This is a genomic window from Flavobacterium chungnamense (assembly GCF_039539165.1).
GTDB classification, from domain to species: domain Bacteria; phylum Bacteroidota; class Bacteroidia; order Flavobacteriales; family Flavobacteriaceae; genus Flavobacterium; species Flavobacterium chungnamense.
This window is the reverse complement of record NZ_BAABCS010000015.1, coordinates 32,941-58,864: the sequence shown is the minus strand read 5'-3', so window position 1 is coordinate 58,864 and position 25,924 is coordinate 32,941. Positions and strand designations below refer to the sequence as shown.

General features: G+C 30.0%; 22 protein-coding genes. 9 read left to right on the top strand and 13 right to left on the bottom strand.

Annotation, left to right across the window (positions count from 1 at the left end; translation table 11 throughout):
• Positions 1 to 2 precede the first annotated feature (2 nt).
• Complete coding sequence (locus ABD771_RS07350) at positions 3 to 947, bottom strand: tRNA dihydrouridine synthase (RefSeq protein WP_345092850.1); 945 nt, start codon at positions 945 to 947, stop codon at positions 3 to 5.
• 113 nt (positions 948 to 1,060) lie between these two features.
• Between ABD771_RS07350 and ABD771_RS07345 the strand changes: the two genes are divergently transcribed.
• Positions 1,061 to 1,480, top strand: coding sequence for a CBS domain-containing protein (locus tag ABD771_RS07345; protein ID WP_345092846.1), 420 nt, complete (start codon positions 1,061 to 1,063; stop codon positions 1,478 to 1,480).
• A 31-nt stretch (positions 1,481 to 1,511) separates the two neighbouring features.
• Here the strand turns inward: ABD771_RS07345 and rpe are convergent, their stop codons facing one another.
• The 4 genes from rpe to ABD771_RS07325 form a co-directional block, all read right to left on the bottom strand.
• Positions 1,512 to 2,174: a ribulose-phosphate 3-epimerase gene (rpe, locus tag ABD771_RS07340; RefSeq protein ID WP_345092843.1), complete on the bottom strand. Its 663-nt coding sequence runs from the start codon at positions 2,172 to 2,174 to the stop codon at positions 1,512 to 1,514.
• 235 nt (positions 2,175 to 2,409) lie between these two features.
• Positions 2,410 to 3,273: a sigma-70 family RNA polymerase sigma factor gene (locus ABD771_RS07335; RefSeq protein WP_007804760.1), complete on the bottom strand. Its 864-nt coding sequence runs from the start codon at positions 3,271 to 3,273 to the stop codon at positions 2,410 to 2,412.
• A 104-nt stretch (positions 3,274 to 3,377) separates the two neighbouring features.
• Complete coding sequence (locus ABD771_RS07330; protein WP_345092838.1) at positions 3,378 to 7,004, bottom strand: DUF2339 domain-containing protein; 3,627 nt, start codon at positions 7,002 to 7,004, stop codon at positions 3,378 to 3,380.
• 42 nt (positions 7,005 to 7,046) lie between these two features.
• The gene (locus ABD771_RS07325) at positions 7,047 to 8,009 is read right to left on the bottom strand and encodes a helix-turn-helix domain-containing protein (RefSeq protein WP_345092835.1); all 963 of its coding nucleotides are present in this window, start codon (positions 8,007 to 8,009) and stop codon (positions 7,047 to 7,049) included.
• A 102-nt stretch (positions 8,010 to 8,111) separates the two neighbouring features.
• Here ABD771_RS07325 and ABD771_RS07320 point away from each other — a divergent pair, with 102 nt between their 5' ends.
• Positions 8,112 to 8,768, top strand: coding sequence for an LA_2272 family surface repeat-containing protein (locus ABD771_RS07320; RefSeq protein ID WP_345092832.1), 657 nt, complete (start codon positions 8,112 to 8,114; stop codon positions 8,766 to 8,768).
• A gap of 3 nt (positions 8,769 to 8,771) precedes the next feature.
• The gene (locus ABD771_RS07315; RefSeq protein ID WP_345092829.1) at positions 8,772 to 9,425 is read left to right on the top strand and encodes a hypothetical protein; all 654 of its coding nucleotides are present in this window, start codon (positions 8,772 to 8,774) and stop codon (positions 9,423 to 9,425) included.
• A gap of 157 nt (positions 9,426 to 9,582) precedes the next feature.
• Here the strand turns inward: ABD771_RS07315 and ABD771_RS07310 are convergent, their stop codons facing one another.
• From ABD771_RS07310 to ABD771_RS07280, 7 genes are all read right to left on the bottom strand, one after another.
• Positions 9,583 to 11,259: a hypothetical protein gene (locus ABD771_RS07310; RefSeq protein ID WP_345092826.1), complete on the bottom strand. Its 1,677-nt coding sequence runs from the start codon at positions 11,257 to 11,259 to the stop codon at positions 9,583 to 9,585.
• 14 nt (positions 11,260 to 11,273) lie between these two features.
• Positions 11,274 to 12,491, bottom strand: a complete 1,218-nt coding sequence (locus ABD771_RS07305; RefSeq protein WP_345092823.1) for a DUF4249 domain-containing protein — start codon at positions 12,489 to 12,491, stop codon at positions 11,274 to 11,276.
• A 5-nt stretch (positions 12,492 to 12,496) separates the two neighbouring features.
• Positions 12,497 to 15,265, bottom strand: coding sequence for an outer membrane beta-barrel protein (locus tag ABD771_RS07300; protein ID WP_345092820.1), 2,769 nt, complete (start codon positions 15,263 to 15,265; stop codon positions 12,497 to 12,499).
• Between the two features lie 8 nt (positions 15,266 to 15,273).
• Positions 15,274 to 16,008 carry a hypothetical protein gene (locus ABD771_RS07295; protein ID WP_345092817.1) on the bottom strand — a complete coding sequence of 245 codons (735 nt, stop codon included), beginning with the start codon at positions 16,006 to 16,008 and terminating at the stop codon, positions 15,274 to 15,276.
• Positions 16,009 to 16,165: 157 nt separating this feature from the next.
• On the bottom strand, positions 16,166 to 18,316 hold the full coding sequence (locus ABD771_RS07290; RefSeq protein ID WP_345092814.1) for a polyribonucleotide nucleotidyltransferase: 2,151 nt from the start codon (positions 18,314 to 18,316) through the stop codon (positions 16,166 to 16,168).
• Between the two features lie 168 nt (positions 18,317 to 18,484).
• Positions 18,485 to 18,754, bottom strand: coding sequence for a 30S ribosomal protein S15 (gene rpsO, locus ABD771_RS07285; RefSeq protein ID WP_345092811.1), 270 nt, complete (start codon positions 18,752 to 18,754; stop codon positions 18,485 to 18,487).
• Positions 18,755 to 18,856: 102 nt separating this feature from the next.
• Entirely contained in the window at positions 18,857 to 19,312 is a 456-nt protein-coding gene (locus tag ABD771_RS07280; RefSeq protein WP_345092807.1) for a GAF domain-containing protein, read from the bottom strand.
• Between the two features lie 71 nt (positions 19,313 to 19,383).
• On the opposite strand from ABD771_RS07280, the gene xrtF reads away from it, so the two are divergent.
• The 6 genes from xrtF to ABD771_RS07250 all read left to right on the top strand — a co-directional run bounded on the left by xrtF (position 19,384) and on the right by ABD771_RS07250 (position 24,152).
• Positions 19,384 to 19,941: an exosortase family protein XrtF gene (gene xrtF, locus ABD771_RS07275; RefSeq protein ID WP_345092804.1), complete on the top strand. Its 558-nt coding sequence runs from the start codon at positions 19,384 to 19,386 to the stop codon at positions 19,939 to 19,941.
• Positions 19,916 to 20,371: an exosortase F system-associated membrane protein gene (locus ABD771_RS07270; RefSeq protein ID WP_425556456.1), complete on the top strand. Its 456-nt coding sequence runs from the start codon at positions 19,916 to 19,918 to the stop codon at positions 20,369 to 20,371. Before xrtF ends, ABD771_RS07270 begins: the two co-directional genes overlap by 26 nt.
• Before the next feature lie 77 nt (positions 20,372 to 20,448).
• Positions 20,449 to 20,868 (top strand): HYC_CC_PP family protein, encoded by a 420-nt coding sequence (locus tag ABD771_RS07265; protein ID WP_345092798.1) that lies wholly within the window; start codon positions 20,449 to 20,451, stop codon positions 20,866 to 20,868.
• Positions 20,869 to 20,945: 77 nt separating this feature from the next.
• On the top strand, positions 20,946 to 22,952 hold the full coding sequence (locus ABD771_RS07260) for a TonB-dependent receptor plug domain-containing protein (protein WP_345092794.1): 2,007 nt from the start codon (positions 20,946 to 20,948) through the stop codon (positions 22,950 to 22,952).
• Between the two features lie 18 nt (positions 22,953 to 22,970).
• Complete coding sequence (locus ABD771_RS07255) at positions 22,971 to 23,312, top strand: heavy-metal-associated domain-containing protein (RefSeq protein ID WP_345092790.1); 342 nt, start codon at positions 22,971 to 22,973, stop codon at positions 23,310 to 23,312.
• Between the two features lie 171 nt (positions 23,313 to 23,483).
• Positions 23,484 to 24,152: a DedA family protein gene (locus tag ABD771_RS07250; protein ID WP_345092787.1), complete on the top strand. Its 669-nt coding sequence runs from the start codon at positions 23,484 to 23,486 to the stop codon at positions 24,150 to 24,152.
• Between the two features lie 96 nt (positions 24,153 to 24,248).
• On the opposite strand, the gene groL is transcribed toward ABD771_RS07250, so the two are convergent.
• A complete protein-coding gene (gene groL / locus ABD771_RS07245; protein ID WP_345092784.1) occupies positions 24,249 to 25,880 on the bottom strand; it encodes a chaperonin GroEL in 1,632 nt (543 codons plus the stop codon).
• Positions 25,881 to 25,924: the final 44 nt, after the last annotated feature.

Sequence of the window (25,924 nt, the reverse complement as noted above, 5' to 3'; positions counted from 1 at the left end):
AATCAACCATTTTTAAAAACCGCTTTTACGGTTTCCTCATAATTTCGAATGCTTTTTGCTTTTCTAATGTTTTTTTCAACTTTATGTGGATTATCAAAAGTGGTAGAGAAGTATTCCCATAAGTGGTGCATTTTCAATAAAATATGAGTTGCACCAGATAACGATTCGCTATAGCCTTGATAAAGTGTTTCGTGAAAATCACTAAACAATTCCATTTTGTTTTTAGGATATTCTAAAGTGTTTTCTTTAATCATACTTGGCAAAAAAGGATCCGAAATCAATCCTCTTCCAATCATCCAATGATCAATTGAAGGAAACTGTTCTTGCATTTCTCTAAATTTTGTCACCGAAGTAATGTCGCCATTGTAATACAATTTGTGTTTGGTGTTGTCAATACATTTTTGAAAAGCATCAAGATGAACGCCACCTTTGTAAAGTTGTTTTCCAATACGAGCGTGAATGGCAATATTTTTAATTGGATATTTATCAAGAATTGGTAATACATCTAGAATTTCATCCGTAGTATCATAACCCAATCGCATTTTCATAGAAACAATAATGTCAGATTCGGAATGAACTCTATTAAGTATTGCATCTATTTTTTCAGATTCTTTTATCAATCCCGAACCCATTCCACATTTTGTCACCATCGGATAAGGACAACCTAAATTCCAATTTAATTCCTTATAACCTAATTCCTGAACATATTTTGCAACAAATAAAAATTCGTCAGCATCGTTAGTTATTACTTGCGGAATGCATTCTAGCGTGTTATTGTTTTCAGGAAGTAAATCACGCTCATAAGATGACTTAATAACTAGTTTTCCGTTCAAGCGAATGTAAGGCGAATAGAATGTGTCAATGCCTCCAAAATACTTGTTTTGAGCGTTTCTAAATCGGAAGTCAGTAAATCCTTGTAAAGGTGATGAAAGTAAGGCGTAACTCATGAAATTTGATGTTGTGCAAACTTAATAATCTTTTATCAACTATCTGATTTTTGTCATGTTTATATTTTGTATCAATTAGTAACTTTAATCAATTATTTTAAAGTTAAATGATTATGAAAAAAAATGTACCAGTGTCAACTATAATGACATCGAATGTTATAAAGTTAAATCTAAAAGATGATTTGACTAAAGCAGAAAGTTTATTTAAGAAACATCAAATCAGACATATTCCTGTTGTTAGCGGAAATCATATTGTTGGAATGTTAAGTTACACCGATTTATTGCGTATCTCCTTTGCAGATGCTATTGATGATGACGAATTAGAAGTTGATGTAACGGTTTACAACATGTTTTCTGTAGAGCAGGTTATGGCAAGAAATTTAGTAAAAGTTTCTCCAGACACCACAATAAAAGAAGTTGCTGAAATATTATCGAAACGCGAGTTTCATGCTTTGCCAGTGGTTCTCGATGAACTTTTGGTAGGAATTGTAACCACAACCGATTTAATAAAGTATTTAATCGATCAATACTAAAAATAAATGCTCCAATCGGAGCATTTAATATTTATTTCGAAGTCATTTTCTTTAATTCAGAAATTGTCTCTGTCGGATTTTCGGCTTTAAACACAAAATTTCCAGCGACTAAAACATCAGCGCCAGCTTCAACTAATTGAACTGCATTTTTACTAGTTACTCCACCATCGATTTCAATGATAGTTGAGGCATTGTTTCTAGTGATAATTTCTTTTAGTTGTCTTACTTTTTTATAGGTATTTTCAATGAATGATTGTCCGCCAAAACCAGGATTAACACTCATGATGCAAACCATATCAATGTCTTTAATCACGTCTTCCAACAAACTCACATTGGTATGTGGATTTAAGGCAACACCAGCTTTCATTCCTTCTGCTTTAATGGCTTGTAAAGTTCTATGTAAATGTGTGCAAGCTTCGTAGTGAACAGTAAGGATATTGGAACCCAAATCAGCAAAAGTTTTAATGTATCGGTCTGGATCGACAATCATTAAATGAACATCAATTGTTTTTTTAGCATGTTTAGAAATAGCTTCCAAAACTGGCATTCCAAAAGAAATATTCGGAACAAAAACGCCATCCATAATGTCAATATGAAACCAATCGGCTTCAGAATTGTTAATCATTTCGATGTCGCGTTGTAAGTTGGCAAAATCAGCTGCTAGAACTGATGGTGCAATAAGTGTGTTCTTCATTTTGTAGTTTGTGTTGTGTTTTAAGATTTCAAAATTCGTTGTTCAACATTGAATATTCAACCTTATTGTTGTTTTGCAAAGATACAATAATTAAAAATATTTTGAATGTTGAATATTCAACTTGGAATTTTGAATGTTGAAGTTTGTGTAAAAGCAAAACTCCGGTAATCAGCCGGAGTTTCAATCATCAATCAAAAAACGAACAGTTTTGAAACTGTTGTTATTGTTATAGGTATTAACCTAAATATGTTTTCAAGATTTTACTTCTTGATGTATGTTTTAATCTACGGATTGCTTTTTCTTTAATTTGACGCACACGCTCACGAGTTAAATCGAAAGTTTCTCCAATTTCTTCTAAAGTCATTGGGTGTTGGTCACCTAATCCGAAATACAAACGAACTACGTCTGCTTCTCTTGGAGTTAAAGTTTCTAACGAACGCTCAATTTCTGTACGTAATGATTCGTGAATTAATTCTCTATCAGGATTTGGAGATTCACCTGAACGTAATACGTCATAAAGGTTAGAATCTTCTCCTTCAACAAGAGGTGCATCCATTGATAAGTGACGTCCAGAGTTTTTCATTGACTCTTTTACATCATTTACAGTCATATCTAATTCTTTTGCAATTTCTTCAGCAGAAGGTGGTCTTTCATTAGATTGCTCTAACAAAGCGTACATTTTATTGATTTTATTGATAGAACCAATTTTATTTAATGGCAAACGAACGATACGAGATTGTTCTGCTAGAGCTTGAAGAATCGATTGACGAATCCACCAAACTGCATACGAAATGAATTTGAAACCACGAGTTTCATCAAAACGTTGTGCAGCTTTAATCAAACCAAGATTTCCTTCATTAATTAAATCGGGAAGGGTAAGTCCTTGATTTTGATATTGTTTTGCAACAGAAACCACAAAACGTAAGTTAGCTTTAGTCAATTTTTCTAAAGCACGTTGGTCACCAGCTTTGATACGTTGTGCTAACTCAACTTCTTCGTCAGCAGTAATCAAATCAACTTTACCAATTTCTTGTAAGTATTTGTCTAAAGAAGCAGTTTCACGATTGGTTACCTGCTTGGTGATTTTAAGTTGTCTCATGTATATTTTTCTCCTTTACTTTAAAGTGTTCAGATAGTTATACGTTATGAGTTACAAAAAAGTTACATTTTTTTTAAAATTAATTTACTTCAAAGTATTTTATTTTACTCAAATCGATCTTTGTATTTCTTAAACAAGCTGTTCATTACTAGTAAAACAACTCCTACACCTAGTAAAACAACTGCTCTAATCAAGAAATCTGCATTGGATAAATCAAAGAACATTAATCGAATAATACACAATCCTACTAACGATAATGAAACATATCTAAAGTATTTTTCTTTTAGAATTATTCCTAAAATCAATAATCCCAAAGCTTCCAATATCCAGAAGAAGGTTAGAATTCCTTTGTCGAAAGTAAAATATAAGAAACATCCAATACTAAGAGTAGCTGGATATATTAATAAACTGTTTTTCAATTTAAAATCTTCAATCCATTTGGAAGCCAAATAAATATAGGCTGCTAAAAGTGCAAAAATTAGTAAATAAATTGCTAAATATTTGGATTCAAAATAATTGAAACTCAGAAATCCCAAATGCAGGTTAGCCAATAAATAATAAACAATACTGATGTTTTTTTCTTGACTGATTTTTTTATGATATAATAATAAATTCAAAATTGCGGTTATTACCCAAAAAACAGGAAGCCATTTGTGTTCTAGCTGTGTGAACATAATTATTGACAACCAGGCATTAAGAACAATTTGATAGTTGGTTTTTAACGATTGATTTTCTTCTTTTTTATTTAATAGAATCGAAAGAATTACACCCAAACTAACACTTCCAAGTTGAAGGGTCCAATCTAAACCATCAAAATTATTGAGTTTGTCAAAACTATAAAATATGGAAATGATTATTGCCAAGAACGCAACAATAGGAGCGAAGTGAATTCCAATTTTGACGGCATTTTTTGTAATTAACCAATAATTTAATAACGCCAAAAGCATAAATAATACTGGAAGATAAGTAAGTTCTACTTGAATGAAAAGCAATAGCATTAGCCATAAATTTTGAACATAAGGAAGTACTTTTAAGTAGTTTTTAGTTTCTTCTTTTTTGCTTTTAAACAGTAAATAATAATATCCAATTGAAATAATAATACTTGCAGTTTGAGTAATGTAAAGCAACGTTTTGTCATCCATAATACTTCTGTCTAAAGCAAGAAAAACAGACAGAAGGACACATCCAGTCATTAGTACAAATGAGTAATTATTGAAGCGTTTGAATTCGTCAAACTTTTCAAATCCGAGACCAGATAGCAAAGCTAAAACCGACAAGAAGACAGACGTATATTCAATATCTAAACAAGAAAAACCAAACAACAAAGTATTAAACAATAATAACTCTGAATTTAGGAAATTGAAGTTTTTCCAATCAGTTGTTATTTCTTCCGATTTGTTTCTGATTCTATTTGCGAATAAAACAAATAATTCTACAGTCGAAATTCCTAAACAAGTTAATCCAATTTCGGTATTTGTAAGTAAAGATGAACGCCATAGAAGTAATAAACTTCCAACAATTGCAAAGAAATAGTAGAAGATGTATAAAACTGATTGATTTTCTGTTGTCAAACTGTTTTTCTTGAAATTAAACCATAAAAATTCATGGTTTAACAATGCAATTCCAAACAAACTAAAAATTTGAATAATTTGATTATGAGGTAAATATTTGTATACCAAAATTAGTAACAATGCATTGACTCCAATTATGCCAATAAAGCGAATGATGAAATTGTTTTTATAGAAGTTTTCAACCTTCCAATTAAACGCAATCAAGATTAATAAACCAATTCCAAAAATAAAATCGAAATACGATTTCTCTTGAATTTTAATCATAAAAATAACAGCAAAAATACTCAGCAAATAAAAAATAATTCTGCCAATATCAAACGTATTGTTCTCAAATTTTTGTTGTAATAAAAGCCAAACCAACCCAAGTCCTATTAAAACACAAACAAATAAATTGTGTGTTAAAACATCGTTACTTCTTATAACCACTAGAATCGAAAATACAATTGCTAACAATCCGTTTAAACTTAAATTATTGTCTCCAAAGAAAGCATCAATTGATTCAAATTCTTTTTTAATTGAAGTATAAATTGTAACTAAAATCGCAATTATTAATAGCACAATTGTTGAAACCAAAGCACTTGTAGTTTTAGTTTCATTTAACGAATTACTAATCATTGCTACAGAAAAAATCAAAAGTGCTAAAGCCACAATATGATTGATTCCAAGAAAGATTTTGTGTAATAAAACTTCTTTTTCTTTATAAACCACAAACAAGCAAATGACAATAAGTAAATATAAAACACATGCAATGATGTCAATGCCAACATTCCAATCGTTTAGCATGATGATGCTTAAGGATAGTAAAACAAACGACACCATACCGTCTAAATTATACAACCAAAAGACCTGTTTCTTTCTTGCTTTCAACGCTATGAAAAAGCAAATTATTGCACCAATAAAAAGTACAAAAGTTTTAAATCGGCTTCCTGTTGAGTGTAAAATTAATCCTGTGGCAAATAAAACCCAATTGGTTAAATGCGTGATAAATGCAGCTTTGTCAAATCGAGTATTTTCGTAGACATTTCGGTATTGCATGATCATACAACTTACTGCCACCAAAATAATTCCGAGAATTGCAATACTATTTTCTGTTGCCGATAATTTTGTTCCTTGAGTATTAAACCAAATGTCAAAAATGATGAAAGCAGAAATCACAATCAGCAAATGATATTCCCATTTTTCTTTATAAGATAAAAGAATTCCGATGGTTGCAGTAATGGCTGCGAGTGTAAAAGTTGTAAGTGTATTCTCTGGTATGACACACAAAATCAGGATACTCAAAACTACATGAAGCGATAAAAAAGTTTGCTTTTTAATGATGTATCCAATTAATAAATTGAGCCCAATTCCAAAAGCAATCAAGGAATAAGCTGCAACCGAATTTGAAATAAACGATAATGCAGGAATTTGTGATGCGCCAAAACATCCAAACAAAAATAAACTTGCACCGGCACTTCTAAGCCATAAGCCAGTTGTTGTCCATTTCTCTTTTTTCTGTAAAAAATAATAGGCTCCAATTAATAAACCAGCATACAACCACAGAATTAAAACTCTGAATAATGGTGACACTTTCAAAGCAGTATAAATACTCAAATACCCAATTCCAAGAACCATAATCGCAGTTCCTAGTATTCCAGTCCAATTATCGGCAAATTGTTTTTCGGCAGATTTCATAAACTTTGAAAACGCACTTTCTACATATACTTTTTCTTCAAAAACCACTTGTTTTTCTGCTCGTGCTACCGATTGACTTTTATAACTAATTATTGGTTCCTCTTTTTGTACTTCTGAATTTATACTTAAAAATGCATCGTCAATTTGTGGAGTTTCCTCAGTTGAAGTCGCTTGTTTTGGCATATCTTCATCTGCAATAGGAGTGAAGTAAGGTTTGTATTCTTCAATAACCTCTGTCTTTGGCGGAACTACGGTCTCAATCTCTTGAGATTTCACTTCTTCAATTGGAGAAATAATTGGCTCAGAAGCGATTGTTTTTCCTTCTATTGATTTTTTTAGTTCAGCAAGTTCTTTTTTTAAAGTTGCCGTTTCTTCACTGTATTTTTCAATAATAGATTTAATAAAATTACTTTCCTTTTTTAAGCTATAAAAATTATTAAATAGAATGAAAATACAAATCGTTAGAATAAAAATAATGAACTCCATGTTTTTTTGGTTTTGAATGAATCAAATGTAGGTATTTAACCATTAAAAAAGTAAATCAACTTGATTATTTAATCGCTCGATGTAGTATTCAATTTTTCGGTTGGCTCTATTAAAGAATAAGTTTTGTTCCTTAATACCAGATTGATTCAATGCTTTAGAATTTAGAATTTGCTGATTGAAAAACTGATGCACATTTTTGCAACTTTCCTTATTATCAGTGATAAAATAGCCTAATAATGTATAAGGAATGAACATCGTGAGTTTTTCATCGGTTTCAATAAGCATATTATTATTCAACAAAATCAACTCATTATAATATATAGAATAATTCGAATTGGACTTGTTTGATTTGTCTTTTATCAAATTCAAAATTCTTTTTAAATCTAAACATAATGCTTTAGCACTTTTAAAATTGAGTAAGCCTGATTCATAAAAATATAATATTTGCTGTAAACTACTGTTTATTGTTGTATCGTTCCAGACTTCTTTTACAGCTACTTTTTCATAAATTTTTTTCAACTTTTGCGTATGTTCCATGAACGATTCATCAATAATAAAATTCTCAAATGACACATTAGATTGATTCGGATTTAATAATGTCAACCAAACATAGGCTTTAAATTTAGAAATAATTGTTCCGTCCATAAAATAAAAAAGCGGAATGTCTTTTGCAGAATAATATAAGGTTACACTTTCTTTATTTGCTAACTGTTCAATTCTCTCTGCCGATTTTTTAAAATAGGAAAGCATATCATTTAGTGAAGTAATTTCGATAGTTTTTTCAACAATTACTTTATCTTTTTTTAAAAACAATTTGTCTAACGAAATGTTGAAATGATTTGCCAAAAGCAATGTTTCATCAATTGAAAACTTGCTCTTGCCCGAAACTCTTCGGTGTGCGGCATCATAACTAATATTTAGAATAGCAGAAATTTCATCATTTAAGGAAGCTGAACTTGAAAGTTGCTTTCTAATTTCTTTTAAAAGTAGTTCTTGATTCGTCATAATTTGTGATAATCACAAATATATAAATTTTATTTATTAAATATCGCCATTGAACTTGTATTAATCGCAATAATTTTGAACTATAATTTTAAAACTATTATTATGAAGAAAAGATTTTTGATTTTTCTATTTCTGGTTTCGTTATCAGTTTTTTCACAAAATGATTCTATTAGTTCAACGGTTTTTAGTTTAACTCCTAGAAGTAATAAGGATATAAGGGTTAACGGAATAGCTATTGGTTTAGGTATCAATATGGGTGACGAAAATACATTAAGCAAAATTAATGGATTAAACATCGAAATTAATCCGTTATCTATCTTTATACTTATGTTTGATGATCCATCAAGAAGAGGTTTTTCTGAGTCGTCAACAGCAACAATTAATGGGATTAGTCTTAGTTCTGGGCATTCTAATCAAAATGAAGATATTGTATATAATGGCTTACAGTTTTCTTTGTTTAGTACAAGTCATTCTTGTAATGGAATTTCATTGAATGGATTTTATAATTATGCAACAAACATGAATGGTGTTCATGGAAGTTTTCTTCTAAATTATTCAAAAAAATCAAACGGATTATTCGTGTCTTTTAGTAATTATTCTGAAATTAATAACGGATTGCAAATTGGAGTATTTAATAAAACTGAAAATTTTTATGGAGTTCAACTTGGCGTTATAAATAAAACCAAAAAGCAAAAAGGATTGCAAATTGGTTTGTGGAATATAAATAGTAAAAGGTCGATGCCTTTTTTAAATTGGTAAGTTATGAGAAAAATAATAAATTTCATTTTAATTTTTATTTGTATTAACTCTAACGCCCAAGAGTTTGTAAAAGATACCACAAAATATGAGCGATATAAATTTGAAACCGGAATTTTAATACCCTTGGGAAATTTACAATCAAAAATTGATGTCTCTCAGCAATACGGTTTTTGGTATAGAACAAGAATTGAACACAACGATTTATTAGATTTGGGTTTTAATATAGTGGTGCCAACCATAAAAAATAGTTTTGTCTATCGTGGTAAAGATTCAGTTTTTAATGTCAAGCCAAAAGGTATTAGTGTTATGGTAGCTTTTAGAATGAATAAACTATATGGTTTTACTATTTTTCAAAAAAGCGCAACGATAGAGTGGAGTTCTACTTTTGGAGCTAGTTTTTTTTCTTTTGAGGACAAGGAAAATCCTGAAAACGATAGTGGATATTATACAGATGAAAACGGAAATCTCACGTATCGCATTGATACAAATACTAAAGCTTTGAGCTGTTTGTATGCCGCTCAAGGTGTTTCTCTTACATCAAGCAGAATTGGAGTTCAAGTGACTTATAATTTTACACCATATAATTGGTTTTCGAAGAGGATTGATGGTGATTTTGGTAAAAGTAGTTTGTCTTTGCAGTTTAGCTATAAATTGTGATGTAATCAAAATCTATTACTAGTAAATGAATTTTTATTGTTTTGTAACAATAAAATTTAGATTTAAATAGAGATATATCTATTATTTGATTTCTAATTTTGAAATTAAATGAAATTCAGTCTACAATTAGGCATACGAAAAAAGTAAAAAATAAATATTATTCAACAACAAAATATTTTTTCAAATACACAGGAATACCTTCATCTGAAAAGCCTTCAATAACAATTTCAAATTTCCCAATTTTATCTGAAGTATAAAATGATATATTTGATGCGTTTATATCTAATTCTGGTAACCAAAGAAGTTGATATCTGTAATCTGGTATTCTGTCTAAGGTGGATTTATCAGTGTAATTTGGTTTGAAATAATTTTTCTTTAATAATGGTAATTCAATTTTTCTTTTTACAATAAAATCACCGTTTAGTTTACTTTCAAAATCTTGTTTTTTTGTGATGAAACTAATTAAACCACTATATAGTTTATTCCCATAGGCATAACCTGTATTAATGGTGCAAATTTTATAAATATCAGATGCTTTATACTCAAATAACTCATTGATATCTTGAACAACCAATCCATCAATTAATACCAATGGAGATTCATTAATTTGAGTGTTAGGATCATAATCATTTAATCGAAGTGAGTACTTACCATCGTTTTTATCATAATTTACCTCTTTTACTACTTCAATAATGGTTTCTTTAATCGTTGGAAAACGATTATAATTGTCTAAAATATATTCATTTACAAATGGTTCATAAAATAGAGTAGGATAATTGATTTTGGCCAGTGTATCTGCTTTTTTTGTGTAATAGGTATTATCTATTTGACTAGCAATCGAATGTTCTTCAATAACTGATTTTAAATTGGATGATAGGCTGAAATCGTTTTCAAATTTCAAATTTGATTTATTCAAAGTAAATGAATCATCGACATATAAAATAAACTCATCTTTTGATTTATCTGCTATTTGAATAATTATGTTTGAATCAAAATAAGCTTTGTCAATAGAAAAATAAAATTTACCATCAGCATTAGTTTTAACTAATTTGGTTGTAAAAGATTTTCCAGGAATTGAAAGCGAAACAGAAATATTGCTAATCGAGTTTAAATTATCTTTACTTGAAATTTTTCCACTTATAATTTCACCTCTTAATTCAGGTAGAATATAATTGTTTTCATCAAGAACTATTTTTTGGACAGCATCTGAATTTTTAAAATCAGTTGGGTTGATTTTTGAGATAGATGGTAAGTCTTGAACTTTTCTAACTGAAAGGGAATAGTTTCCTTTTTTTAGAAACTCATCTTGAAAAGAAAACTTTAAATTTATCAATTCTCTAATTGTAAATTTTTTCTTATCCAAATTAATTGTTATTCCAGAATTCAAAACCTCTAAAGATTCATTTATAATACTATTTTTTGAACTTATTTTATTTTCAGAATCAGATTGAAATGGATTTATAATAGTAATTTCAGATTCAAATGATTTTGATTCTAATTTGTTTTGCATCCATTTGGTGTAAGCTAAAAGCTTATAAGTTCCAGTTTTTATTGTGGATGGAATAAAAAAATCACCTTGAGTAATTCCATTGTTTAAAAATAACTTATGTTTAAAAAGTACTTGATTGTTTGCTCCAATAAGTTCTAAATAAGCTACTTTACTTATTTTGCTTTCTTTGTAATTTTCTGGATTTAAGCAATATAATTTATAAAACAAAGTTTCTCCAGAAACAAAAGAGGTTGAATTTAAGTGAAGATATACAGTTTCACTTGTTGAAATTGTAGGTGTGTCTTTCTGAGCCCAAATATTTGAACTAGCTATTATAAAGACCACAATTAATATTTTTTTTAGTCTATCCAAAATGTAGGTCTTATGTTAGATGAAAATGAGGTGCAATCTCCGCAAGGAGTAGGGTATAATTCATATTTGCCACCACTAAAGTTAAAATATACCATACTACCATTTGCCAAAGCACTTAAAACGGTATATCCTGCACAGCTTAAATCAAATGGTGAAAAGCAATATTTAAAAAAGAATTCTGGGTCATCATTACCCAAAAGAGGATCTGGATTGCACTTGTAAGGGTATTTTGGTTGTAGTTGATTTGGGAAAACATCTTCAAAATTAAAAAAAATTCTTTGCGAAGAAACAGATGAAACTTCAAAATAACCAATCACTTTTTCATCAGGATTCTCAACACTTTTTATATTACCAAAGAAAAAGCCAGGTTGATTTTGTGATAAAATTCCTTCGGATCCAGATAACTCTTTCAATGTCTTGTAGAAGGTATGTGAAGCTAAGTTTTGGACATATTGTTTAACTAGAATACTATATCTATTTGCAATTGTATAGTCACTATCTTTAATAAATCTTACTGGAAAAATGACTCTATCTTCAGATAAATCATTAGTACTTGTTAAAATTATTTTGTCTGATTTTTTTGTTGTAAAACAAAATTGAGCTTCTTCAGTTCTTGGAACTAAATCTATAACACCTGGTGATGGTGTTGGAGTAACAACCGCTTTTACAGGTAGCCATCTAGGTGCAATTATTTTATGCGTTTCTTCATATTCAAATCTGTAATATTTTGAACTGTTAGTTGGATCAAAACTATTTACAATCATTTCTACACCTCTTACTCCATTAACATTAGTTACTGTTGGTACAATACTTTGAATGCTAGTTTCATGTGTTAGGACTTCAGTTGTTGAAATATAACTTCTTCCATCATCGGTAATTATTTTTAACTGATATTGTCTGTTTGGTTCAGCTTTGAATTCATTCACTGAAACATATTTATTTCCTTGTTCAGCAAAGTCATAGGTATTACCTAGATTATCTTTCAAAATAACAACTGCATCCGTCACTATTGTTGGAAAATTTTCTTCCAATTTATAGGTTTTAGTAATTTTAACTTCTTGGTATTTAAGTTCGTTACTTATTGTAGCCTCTATTACTAATGCTTCTTCATAATTTTTTGTTTGAAGTGCATAAGGTTCAGTGCAACTCCCAAAAAAGGATGCTGTTAAGACAAGTATAAAAATTTTAAATATATAATTTTTCATAATTTTTAAAATTTAAAGTTATAAGTAATTGTTGGTACTGGAATAGCAAAAATAGATGTTTTATAAGCTTTAACCTCGCCTTTTTCAGTGACAAAAAACACCGAATAAGGATTGTTTCTACCTAAAACATTGTAAATTGAAATATTCCAAAAACCGTGAGCTAATTTTTTTAATTTATGGGTTCCTTCTACATTAAATCCAATATCTAGTCTATAATAATCTGGAATTCTAAATTGGTTTCTATCGCTATACAATGTGAATTCAGAATTTCCATAAGTGTATTTTCCTATTGGATATGTTATTGGTCTTCCTGTTTGATAGATAAAGTTACTTGAAAAGCTGTATCTTTTTGTAAATCTATAATTTAAAACTACGCTCACATCATGAGGTTTGTCAAAATTGGCTGGAAAATAATTTCCACCATTTACTTTTTCATCATTAAACTCGCTATCTAGTTTCACAAAAGTTCTTGAATAAGTATATCCTATCCATCCGTTTAATCTTCCGCTATTTTTCTTTAATAGAAATTCAATTCCATAGGCTTTTCCTTTACCTTGTAATAGTTGAGTTTCAATATTTTCGTTTAGTAATAGTTGTGCAGCGACTTTATAATCAAGGAAATTTTCAGATTTTTTATAATATCCTTCTAAACTTATTTCAATATCCTTTGCAGAAATATTTTTGTATAATCCTAAAGAAAATTGTTCTGCAACTTGTGGTTTAACATTCAAATCAGACAACTTCCAAGTGTCTGTTGGAGATTGAGTAGTATTATTTGAAAGTAAATGAATGTATTGATAGGTTTTGTCGTAACCACCTTTTACAGAAAAATTATCAGCAATGATATATCTAGCAGCTATTCTTGGTTCAAAGCCACCATAAGTTTTAATTATTTCATTCTTTTTGAATTCTTTAACCTCGGTAATTGTTCCTTCATTTAAAGGAACTCCTTCTTGGTAAATTCTTTGTGAGGATGCTCCCAATGCTGAAAAGGTAGAATATCTAAACCCAAAATCAACTAATAACTTTTGACTTACTTTATAACTATCAGAAATATAAGCTGCCGATTCAATACCTCGTTCTTTGTCAATATTGACAGGAAGTATTTGTGATTCATCACTTTTTGGATTTAAAAAACCTGGATTTACTCCATACAATTTTGATGCAACACCATAGTTGATTTTATGTTTGTCATTAAGAAGATAATTCATCTTAATCATAACATTGTTTTCATTTATTTTGTATCCAAAATCAAAAGCAGTAAGGATGTTATTTCCTTGATAATCAATAAAAAATCTATATTCACTATTAGTAAATAATAAAGCTCCCTTGTGTTTGTCATTAAAATTGTGTTCATATTTTAATGAAACCAATCGATTGCTATATTTAAATAAAGAATCAGATGAAATACTGAAAGCATCATGGCTATAATAAAATGTTGATTCGAAGTTGTTTTTCTCATTAAACTTATGATTGTACTTTACTATACCATCATAAAAAGAAGCTTCACTATTTTTTAAAGATTCTTCTTTTAATGAACGTAAAATCCACCCAGAATAGGTTGCTCTTCCTCCAACTAAAATGCTTGATTTGTCTTTTATTATTGGTGTGCTCAAAGCTAAATTGCTCGTAACAGGACCAATTCCACCTTCGCCAGAAAACTTTGTTGGGTTTCCATTTTTTGAAGTAACATCAAATACTGAGGATAATCTTCCTCCAAATTCAGCAGGAATACTTCCTTTATAAATGTTTGCTTTTTTAGTTGTGTACGGACTTACAGAAGAGAAAAAACCAAAGAAATGTGCCGGATTATAGATTAAAGCATTGTCTAGTAAAATTAGATTTTGATCTTCCTTTCCACCACGAACATTATATCCAGCAGAACCTTCGCCAGTTTGTTTTACACCTGGAAGAATTGTGGCTACTTTGAAAATATCTCTTTCTCCCAGAACTAAAGGAATATTTTTAATTCCTTCAATATCTATACTGGTTACACCAGAAATTGCTGATTTAACATTTTCACTTTTTTTGGCATTGATTACAACTTCATCTAAAACATTAAACTTTTCATCAAGTTTTATATTCATCGTACCATCATTATATAAAATTATTTTTTTGACAATTTTGTTATGACTGACTAAATCTGTCTCTATATAATTTATACCAATGGGAACCTCTAATTTATAAAAACCATCAGTATCAGTTGTGGTGCTTATTTTTTTATTTTGAACTTTTATAAAAACATTAGACAAAGCTTGACCGGTTTTAGAATCTTTTAAGTAGCCGGTTAAAGTGCATGTTTTTTTGTCAGATTTTTTAGATTCTTTTCCAATTACTATTACAAAATCATTTTTCTTTTGCTTGCTACTTAAGGTGTCATTGTCTTTGTAAAATACGGGCTTATTTAAACCATTTTCTATTTCATTTGCAATTGATTTTCCAAAAAAGTCATCAGGAAGTTTGTCTCTAATAATGTTATTTTTTGAGAGAATGATTTTATTCTTATCAATGAAAAAATTGATTTCAGTTGGGTTGAAGATTTGATTTAAAAGTTCTTCTATATTTATGTTTTTATTATTTCCTGTAATTAATTGTTTGTTGTTTTCGAGCCATTCCTCTTGAAAGAAAAATTTGAAATCACTTTCTTTTTCAATAGATTCAATTGCAGTTTTTAAATCAACATTATTAAACTCAAATGAATATTTTTTACTATCCTCTTGAGCGAAAACTGAAAGTTGAAAAAGTAGAATAATGGCGAATATTATTTTTCTCATACAAAAAATTACTTGATGATTGTGTTTAAATATTTGAACAAATCTTCTAAAAATTTAGCCTTATTAGATTTTTCAAACGAGCTATTATTAGAATAAAATTCATTGATGTTTTTCTTTAATTCTGGAAAAATTGTTGTCAAACTTTTTTTGTTTGTGATTTTGTAATATTGATTTTTATATAAAATTATATAGGATGTAATTTCAGTAAAATCATCAAAAACCAGATTTTCATTGATTATTTGTCTTTTGTCTTTTATGTGTCTTATGTAAAAATTCATATTATTATTTAGGAATACTTCTTCATAAAAGCCTGGCACAACTTCATTATTTGAGATTTTGTTATAACCAAGATTGATGTAGTTTTTGCCATTGACATAGAAGGAGTTTACCTTAGATTTATTCAATACAATTGGCATTTTGTCATTTTCACCATTTGGTTTTATTATTAAATCATCATTATTGATATCATAATTTAATAAAACGTTATTATAAAGTTGGTTATCATAAACAACAGAGCCTAATGTGTAATTTTGAAAATAAAACCGGTCGTTGTTTTTTAAAATTATGTCGTAGTTTAGAAGTATTTTACCATTATTAATGTCTAAATTTTCTTTGCCAACTTTAGAGTCATACCAATCATGTAGAGATGTTGGTGTATCGTTTTGACTTTGAGAAGTATAAGTCACAAGAAATATCAATGAATATAAATTAAATTTCAATAAATTAAATCTTCTTGCAGTCATTTTAAAAATTTTAAGAATGTTCTTACGTAAAAGTATTTAGAATATTTAGATTTTTAATGTTGTATTTGAATTTTAACACTAAAATATTTTTTTGAAAATGCAAAAACCCCAAATCAACTAATTGAATTGGGGTTTCCTATATTTTGAAAATTTTGAATTATTCCGCTTTTGGAGCGTCTTTTTTCTCTTCTCTAGGAGGTCTTGGTAAAAGTGCTTTTCTAGAAACTTTTTCCTTTCTAGTTTTTGGATCAACACCTAAATATTTCACCATAAATACATCACCCATATTAACTACATCAGAAACATTTTCAGTTCTTTCCCAAGCTAATTCAGATACGTGTAATAAAACTTCGTTTCCTGGAGCAGCAGTGTATTCTACAACAGCACCAAAATCTAACATTTTAATTACTTTCACTTCATAAGCCTCACCCATTGCTGGTTTGAAGATAATTGAGTCAATTTTAGCTAAAACTGCTGCAATTCCATCTGGATCAGTTCCAAGAATTTCAACAACACCTTGCTCGTCAACTTCGTTAATAACGATAGTGCAACCAGTAGCTTTTTGTAATTCTTGAATCACTTTTCCACCAGGTCCGATTAAAGCACCAATAAAGTTACCAGGAATGGTTCTCATGATAATTTTTGGAGCATGAATTTTAACGTCAGCATTTGGTTTATCAAGAGTTTCTAGAATTTTTCCTAAGATATGTAAACGTCCATCACGAGCTTGAGCTAATGCTTGTTCCATGATTTCATATTTTAATCCGTCAATTTTGATATCCATTTGACAAGCAGTAATTCCTTCAGAAGTTCCAGTTACCTTGAAATCCATATCTCCTAAATGATCTTCGTCACCTAAAATATCAGATAAAACAGCAAAACGTTCTCCGTCAGTAATCAATCCCATTGCAATTCCAGAAACTGGACGAATCATTTGAATTCCAGCATCCATTAGTGATAATGTTCCAGCACAAACTGTAGCCATAGAAGACGAACCGTTAGATTCTAATACTTCAGAAACCACACGAATTGTATAAGGACAATCAGCAGGAATCATGTTTTTCAATGCTCTTTGGGCCAAGTTTCCGTGACCAACTTCTCTTCTTGAAGTTCCTCTTAACGGACGAGCTTCTCCTGTTGAAAATGGTGGAAAATTATAATGTAAATAGAATTTTTCTTCTCCTTGTTCTGATGGTGAATCAATTTGGTTTGCTTCTCTAGAAGTTCCTAAAGTTGCAGTTGCCAAAGCTTGAGTTTCTCCACGTGTAAACAATGCCGAACCGTGAACTGAAGGTAAATAATTTACTTCACTCCAAATTGGACGAATTTCTGTAGTTTTTCTACCGTCTAAACGAGTTCCTAAATCTAAAGTCACATTACGAACTGCTTCTTTATTGGTTTTGTAGAAATATTTAGAAACTAAATCTCCATTTTCAGCCAATTCTTCTTCGGTAAATAATGCTTTTACTTCTTCTTTTACAGCATCAAATGCAGCCGAACGTTCGTGTTTAGCTGAACCTTTGCTAGCAATAGCATAAATTTTATCATATGCTGCTGCTTTTACTTTAGCGTAAATAGCCTCATCAGATTTTTCTCCTTCGTAAGTACGAACTTCTTTTTTTCCAAATGCTTGCGCCAATCTTTCTTGAGCAGCAATTTGTACTTTAATATGTTCGTGAGCAAATTTAATTGCTTCTACCATTTCTGCTTCTGAAATTTCTTTCATTTCACCTTCTACCATTGCGATAGAATCAGTTGAAGCTCCAATCATCATGTCAATATCAGACAATTCTAATTGTGCACGAGATGGATTGATGATGAATTTACCGTCAATTCTTCCAACCCTAGCTTCAGAAATTAAAGTTTCAAAAGGAATGTCAGACAATGCAAGTGCTGCCGAAGCTGCTAAACCTGCTAGTGCATCTGGCATAACTTCATCATCATGAGACATTAACTGAATCATAACTTGAACTTCTGCATGGTAATCAGATGGGAAAAGCGGACGTAATACACGATCAACTAATCTCATTGTTAATACTTCGCTATCACTTGGACGCGCTTCTCTTTTGAAGAAACCACCAGGAAAACGACCTGCTGCTGCAAATTTTTCACGATAATCTACCGTCAATGGTAAAAAATCGATACCTGGACTTGCTTTTCTAGCGGAAACAACTGTACCTAAGATTACAGTGTTACCAATTCTTACTACTACAGAACCATCAGCTTGTTTTGCTAAACGTCCTGTCTCGATTGTGATGTTTCTTCCATCACCTAAATCGATACTTTCTACAAATAATTGTGGAATCATAAATTTTCCTTTTTAATTTTACATTGGTTTCTGCCTGTCAGCAGAGTTGTGTTGTGTTGTTTGTCCCGATAGTAAGTCGGATAGTAGTTGTTGTATTCCAATGAAAAACCAAACTTTTTTTATATAAAAGCCAAAAAAAAGAGGCGCAAAAGCACCTCTTATTTGAAATTATTTTCTAATTCCTAATTCTTTAATTAACTCACGATATTTTACAACATCTTTCTTTTTCAAGTAGTCAAGAAGAGATCTTCTTTTACCTACTAAAAGAACTAGCGAACGCTCAGTATTATAATCATGACGATTTTTTTTCAAGTGCTCAGTTAAGTGAGAGATTCTAAAAGTGAAAAGTGCTACTTGACCTTCTGTAGAACCTGTGTTTTCAGCTTTTCCTCCGTGTTTAGCGAAGATTTCAGCTTTTGTTTCTTTAGTTAAATACATTCCAATATTATATTAAATGATTATTATGTATGAAAAAGGATTTTCCTAATTCGTGTGCAAAGATAATCTTCTTTTTTGATTGGGCAAATAAAAAAGTATTGATTAGAATAATTTTGCAACTTCTTGATTTACAAATTCTAAAAAGCGTTCGTCTTTTTCTGTAAATGGGTCAATTACATGACTGTCAATGTCTATTTGTCCAATATTGATTCCGTTTACAAATAACGGAACTACAATTTCAGACTTAACAGTAAAACTACAAGCAATATAATTATCTTGAGCAGCAACATCTGGAACAACAAAATTTGCATTAGATTCAGCTACTTGACCACAAATTCCTTTTCCAAATGGAATAAGAGTATGATCTGTTTCAGCACCGACATATGGGCCAAGATGTAAAGTTTTGTTTTCGTGATTGGCAAAATAAAATCCAACCCAATTATAGTAATCAACATTATCAGATAAAAATTGGCAAAGACTTTTAAGTTTTTCATCTCTATCAGCATTTTCACTTGACAGAATGCTAATCACTTCTATTTTTAATTCATCAAATTTCATATTCTATTTTTTTTGCAAAAGTAATCATTGCAATTTCTTACTTTTACCTAAAATTTGTTAAAAATAATATTTTGAAAGATTACATAGTTCAGTTTAAACCATTTTTAGTTTTTTTAGCCAAGTTTTTACTTTCTTATTTTGTATTGACGCTATTGTATCAAAGTTATTTAAATCAATTTGATGAGAAAAGCTTTGAAGTTGATGGGTTTACACAAATTGTAGCCAATCAATCTCAAAAAATGCTTTCAATTTTTGATGATAATTCATACACTATTCCCAATTTGAAAGAATCAAGTGTAAAACTTTTTTATCATGATAAATGGGTTGCAAGAATTATTGAAGGCTGTAATGCTGTGAGTGTAATGATTCTATTTATAAGTTTTGTAATTGCATTTACTGGAAAATTTAAGCAAACATTGACCTTTATATTAATTGGAACTATAATAATTCACTTTTTTAATGTGTTGCGAATTGCATTGCTTTGTATGGCAATATTTCACTTTCCGAAGTATGAGCATATTCTGCATGGTGTTGTCTTTCCGCTATTTATCTACGGAATTGTTTTTTTACTTTGGGTTATTTGGGTTAATAAATATTCTTCTTATGCTACAATATCTATTAAAAAATAAGTTGAAGTTTTCAGCTGTTTTGTTTTTGATAATTCTTCTGATTGCCATTAGGGCATTTGAAGACATAATTTTTTATGATCCATTTTTAGATTATTTTAAATTGAATTATAATAATCTACCATTGCCTAAAATAGATGCCATAAAATTATTTTTTAGTTTAGGATTTAGATTTTATTTAAACTCCATTATTTCCTTGGGATTACTTCGATTGATTTTTAATGATGCTAGAATTATTAAGTTCTCCATTTTTCTATATTCTATTTTGGGAATCATTTTAATGGTGAGTTTCTTTTTTGTTCTATTAAAATTTGGGGAAACTAACAAAATGAATCTTTTTTACATCAGAAGATTTATTATTCAACCTATTTTTATAATGCTCTTTATTCCAGCTTTTTATTATCAAAAAAAAATGAAACAGAATTTGCCTTGATTTTTTTCAAACTTTTGAATTATAAACTTTTAACAAACTTTTACAGATAATTATCTACTATTGATTAACTTTGCACCATGCAAATAAAGAAGAACATAGCGTTACTTTTAGCCTTCTTCGTATTGATTTCTAATTCAGGATTGGCTTTCAATGTGCATTATTGTGGTGAGAAAATAGCGGCAATCTCTTCTGTTTTTTCTGATGAGGAAGTTTGCGAGATGCCTGTAAAAAAGGAAAAATCTTGCTGTGCAAAAAAAGAAGTAACCCATAAAAAGTGTTGTTCAGATAAAGAAGTAAATCTTAAAGACAACTCTGAAAAATTTGCTTTCAAATCAATTTCTTTTGATTTTGATATGTTTTTTTATACAACATCTTTCAAACAAATTTATTTTGACTCAGTAGAGAGAAGTATAGAATCTCAATACCTTACTTATTATTGTGATTCAAATGCACCACCATTGTATCAACTTTATTGTCAATACACTTTTTACGCTTGATTTAATCTAAATTCATTAGGTTTCTTATTTGTTATAAGAAATCAAATTTTATGTGAATAACGATTAAATTTTAAACAATGAAAAAAATAACATTATTGCTAATGTTGTTTGTTTTTACGGCTATATTTTCACAAGAAAAATTAGATGAAGTAAAAATTGATATCAAGCAAAAAGGAATAAAAAAATCATTTACAAAAACAGCCAATACTTCGGTAGTTACAAGTAAAGAGTTGCTTAAAGCAGCTTGTTGTAATTTAGCAGAAAGTTTTGAAACCAATCCATCAATTGATGTAAATTTTTCAGATGCTTTGACAGGAACCAAACAGATAAAAATGTTGGGTTTAACCTCACCCTATCTTATGATTACAGAGGAAAACATTCCTTCAGTTAGAGGTGCTTCACAGGCTTATGGCTTGTCATTTACGCCAGGAACTTGGGTTGAAAGTATTCAAATTACAAAAGGCTCTGGAAGTGTTGTAAATGGTTATGAAAGTATTTCGGGTCAAATTAATACAGAGCTTATTAAGCCAATGAAAGATATTCCTTTTTATCTTAATGCTTATGGTTCAACAGATTCTAGATTCGAATTGAATACTCATTTCAACAGAAAGATTACTGATAAATGGGCTACAAGTTTCTACATTCATGGAAATGCAAGGGTTGCCAAAAACGATATGAATCATGACCATTTCTTAGATAATCCATTAGGAAGGCAGATTAATTTGGTAAATCGTTGGCAATATACAAATCCAGAGACTGGTTGGGTTTCATTTATTAATTTCAAATTTATGAAAGATGAAAAACAGACTGGCGATTTAGATTTCAATCCAAAGAGAGATAAATTGACAACCAATTATTGGGGTTCAGAAATTAATACAGAACGTTTTGATTTCACTTCAAAAATTGGCTATGTTTTTAAAGATATGCCGTATCAAAGTATTGGTTTTCAAAATGCGTTTAGCAATCACAATCAACAATCTTATTTCGGATTAAATCAATACAATATCAAGCAGCAAAGTTACTATTCTAATTTAATTTTTAATTCGATAATAGATAATACCATGCACAAGTTTGCAACAGGTTTGAATTTTACATATGATAAGTATTCTGAATTTGTAAATTTATCTGATTTAAGTAGAATTGATAATTCAGTTGGTGCTTTCTTCGAATATACTTTTGATAACAACAATAAGTTCAGTTACATCTTAGGAGGACGATTTGATTACCACAATAGGTTAGGTGCTTTTTTTACGCCTAGATTACACGTAAGATATAATCCATGGGAAAAATCGGTTTTTAGATTTTCTGCTGGAAGAGGTAAACGTGCAGCAAATATTTATGCTGAAAATCAACAGCTTTTTGGAAGTTCAAGAGTTTTTTCTGTTTTAGATTCAAATGGAAGAGTCTATGGGTTAAATCCTGAAATAGCATGGAATTACGGAATAAGTTTTACTCAAAATTTCACGTTATTTGGTAAAAGTGCCGACATTACTTTAGATTTTTACAGAACTGATTTTCAAAATCAAGCTATAGTTGACGTGATGCAAAGTCCGCAACAAGTATTATTCTACAATTTAAAAGGTGCTTCTTATGCTAATAGTTTGCAAATAGATTTTAATTATGAAATCATTAAGCACTTTAATTTAAGAACAGCTTACAAATATTATGATATTTCAACCGATTATTTATCAGGTAGTTTTCAAAGGCCACTTCAGGCAAAGCATAGGTTTTTTGGCAATTTAGAATATGAAACGCACATTCAGGAAAAAGGAAAGCAATGGAAGTTTGATTTTACATGGAACTGGTTAGGGAAACAACAATTACCAGCAACGTCAACAAATCCAGTTAATGATAGATTGCCAGAGTTTTCACCATCATTTTCTGTTATGAATACACAAATTACACGAACATTTTCTAGTGTTTTTGAAGTTTATATTGGAGGTGAAAATATTGGGAATTATCGACAACAAAATGCAATATTAGGTGAGCATAATCCTTTTGGAACGCATTTTGACACATCTATAGTTTATGCTCCAATTTTTGGACAAATGTATTATGCAGGATTAAGATTTAAAATAAAATAATTATAAAAATATTAAATTATGAAGAACATATTAATTGGAATGATATTGCTATTTGTAACACTTTCAACACAAGCTCAAGACAAAAAAAATAAAAATGCCAAATACGAAATTGAAGTTGGAGGTAATTGTGATTTATGTAAAAAAAGAATTGAAAAAGCTGCGTTTTCGGTGAAAGGAGTTAAAAGTGCCGAATATCATTTAGATGATAACATTTTACATTTAATAATCAACGAAGAGAAATGTTCAGTTTTAGATATTAAAAAAGCCATTGCAAAGGTTGGACATGATACAGATGAAGTAAAAGCTACTATTGAGGATTATGAAAATCTTCATAGTTGTTGCCATTATGAAAGAAAATAGATTATAAAAATTTTCTAAGAAATTAGAGAGTTTTTATTTTGTATTTTTTAGAATGTATAAAGAATGATGATTATGTTATATTTAAGTCAAAAAAGCGAATAAGATTGCCTCTTAAATAAATAATCGTTACTTTCACGTGCTCAAACTAAACTAACTTATTTATCACATTTTATGAATGATTTCGATTGGAAACAACTTCTTAACCCAGAATTTTATATTCTATTAGAATTTGGTGGAATAAAAATTGGACTTTACGTTGTTTTATTTATTGTATTTGCCGAAACCGGATTATTAGCAGGGTTCTTTTTACCAGGTGATAGTTTACTTTTTTTATGTGGAATTTACAGTCAGTTGTTGATGAAAGAACTATCAACTGGAAGTGATTTTCTGGATGTTTCTTTTTTAGCAGCTTTGGTTTCAGTAATGGGAATTTTAGGAAACATGGTAGGTTATTGGTTTGGAAAGAAAAGTGGAAGTTATTTGTTTAAAAGAGAAGACAGTTTCTTTTTTAAGAAAAAATATTTGTTTCAATCAAAAGATTTTTTTGATAAATATGGAACAAAAGCGATTGTCTTTGCAAGATTTTTACCAGTTGTAAGAACTTTTGCCCCTGTAGTTGCTGGAATTGTAGAAATGGAAAAGAAGAAATTTATGTTTTACAATGTTTTGGGTTCAATTCTTTGGTCGTTTACTATGATTTTTGCAGGTCATTATTTGTATGAATTGTTCTTATCACAGTTTAATATTGATTTAAAACATTACATTGAATATATTGTTATTGGGATAGTTTTAGTGACAACAATTCCGGTCTTAATGAAGTTTTTGAAAAAGAGAAATTAAATTTATTAAATAAAAAAATCCGTCAAGTTCTTCAACAAGACGGATTTTTTATTTTTATTACTTCGTACTTCGTATTTTGTACTTCTTACTTATGAATTACATCATTCCTGGCATTCCGCCACCCATTGGCATTCCACCACCTGCGTTTTCTTCTTTGATGTCGATTAATGCACATTCAGTAGTAAGAATCATCCCAGCAACAGAAGCAGCGTTTTCAAGAGCTACACGAGTTACTTTTTTAGGATCAATAATTCCGGCTTTTAGCATGTCTACGTATTCGTCAGTTTTTGCATTATAACCAAAATCACCTTTTCCTTCAGAAACTTTTGCTACTACTACAGAACCTTCAAGTCCAGCATTTTCAACAATAGTTCGCAATGGCGATTCAACCGCACGGAAAACAATTTGAATTCCAGTAGCTTCATCAGCATTGTCAGCTTTAATTGATGCTAAAGATGCTTTTGCTCTTAATAAAGCAACACCTCCACCAGCAACAATACCTTCTTCTACAGCAGCACGAGTAGCGTGTAAAGCATCATCAACTCTGTCTTTTTTCTCTTTCATTTCAACTTCAGAAGCAGCTCCAACATAAAGAACTGCAACTCCACCAGCTAATTTAGCCAAACGTTCTTGCAATTTTTCTTTATCATAATCAGAAGTCGTAGTTTCCATTTGACCTTTGATTTGGTTGACTCTGTTTTTAATTAAATCAGCATTTCCCGCACCATTTACAATAGTTGTATTGTCTTTATCAATTGCAATTTTTTCGGCTGTTCCTAGCATTTCTAATGTTGCATTTTCAAGTGTGTAACCACTTTCTTCTGCAATTACAGTTCCACCTGTTAAAATTGCAATATCTTCTAGCATTGCTTTTCTTCTGTCTCCAAAACCTGGTGCTTTTACAGCAGCAATTTTTAATGCGCCACGCAATTTATTTACCACCAAAGTTGATAAAGCTTCTCCGTCAACATCTTCTGCAATAATCAATAATGGTTTTCCAGATTGAGCAACTGGTTCTAAAACAGGAAGTAATTCTTTAAGAGAAGACACTTTTTTGTCATATAAAAGAATGTAAGGATTTTCTAATTCTACATTCATTTTCTCTGGATTGGTAACAAAATATGGAGATAAATAGCCTCTGTCAAATTGCATACCTTCTACAACATCAACATAAGTTTCTGTTCCTTTTGCTTCTTCAACAGTGATTACACCTTCTTTTCCAACTTTTCCAAAAGCTGTAGCGATTAAATCACCAATAACTTCATCATTATTAGCAGAAATAGAGGCAACTTGTTTTATTTTTTCAGAACAAGAACCAACTTCTTGTGCTTGTTTTCCTAAATCTTTTACAATAGCTTCAACAGCCTTGTCTATACCACGTTTTAAATCCATTGGATTTGCTCCAGCAGCAACGTTTTTTAATCCTTCTTTTACAATTGCTTGTGCTAAAACGGTTGCAGTTGTAGTTCCATCTCCAGCTAAATCGTTAGTTTTTGAAGCTACTTCTTTAACCATTTGAGCGCCCATATTTTCTAAAGGGTCTTTTAACTCAACTTCTTTTGCTACAGAAACACCATCTTTTGTTACTGTTGGTCCACCAAATGATTTTGAAATTATTACATTTCTTCCTTTAGGTCCAAGCGTTACTTTTACTGCATTTGCAAGTGCATCAACACCACGTTTTAAACCATCACGTGCTTCAATATCGAATTTTATATCTTTTGCCATTTTATTTTATTTTTAAAAACTTAATACTTTGTATTTCTAACTTC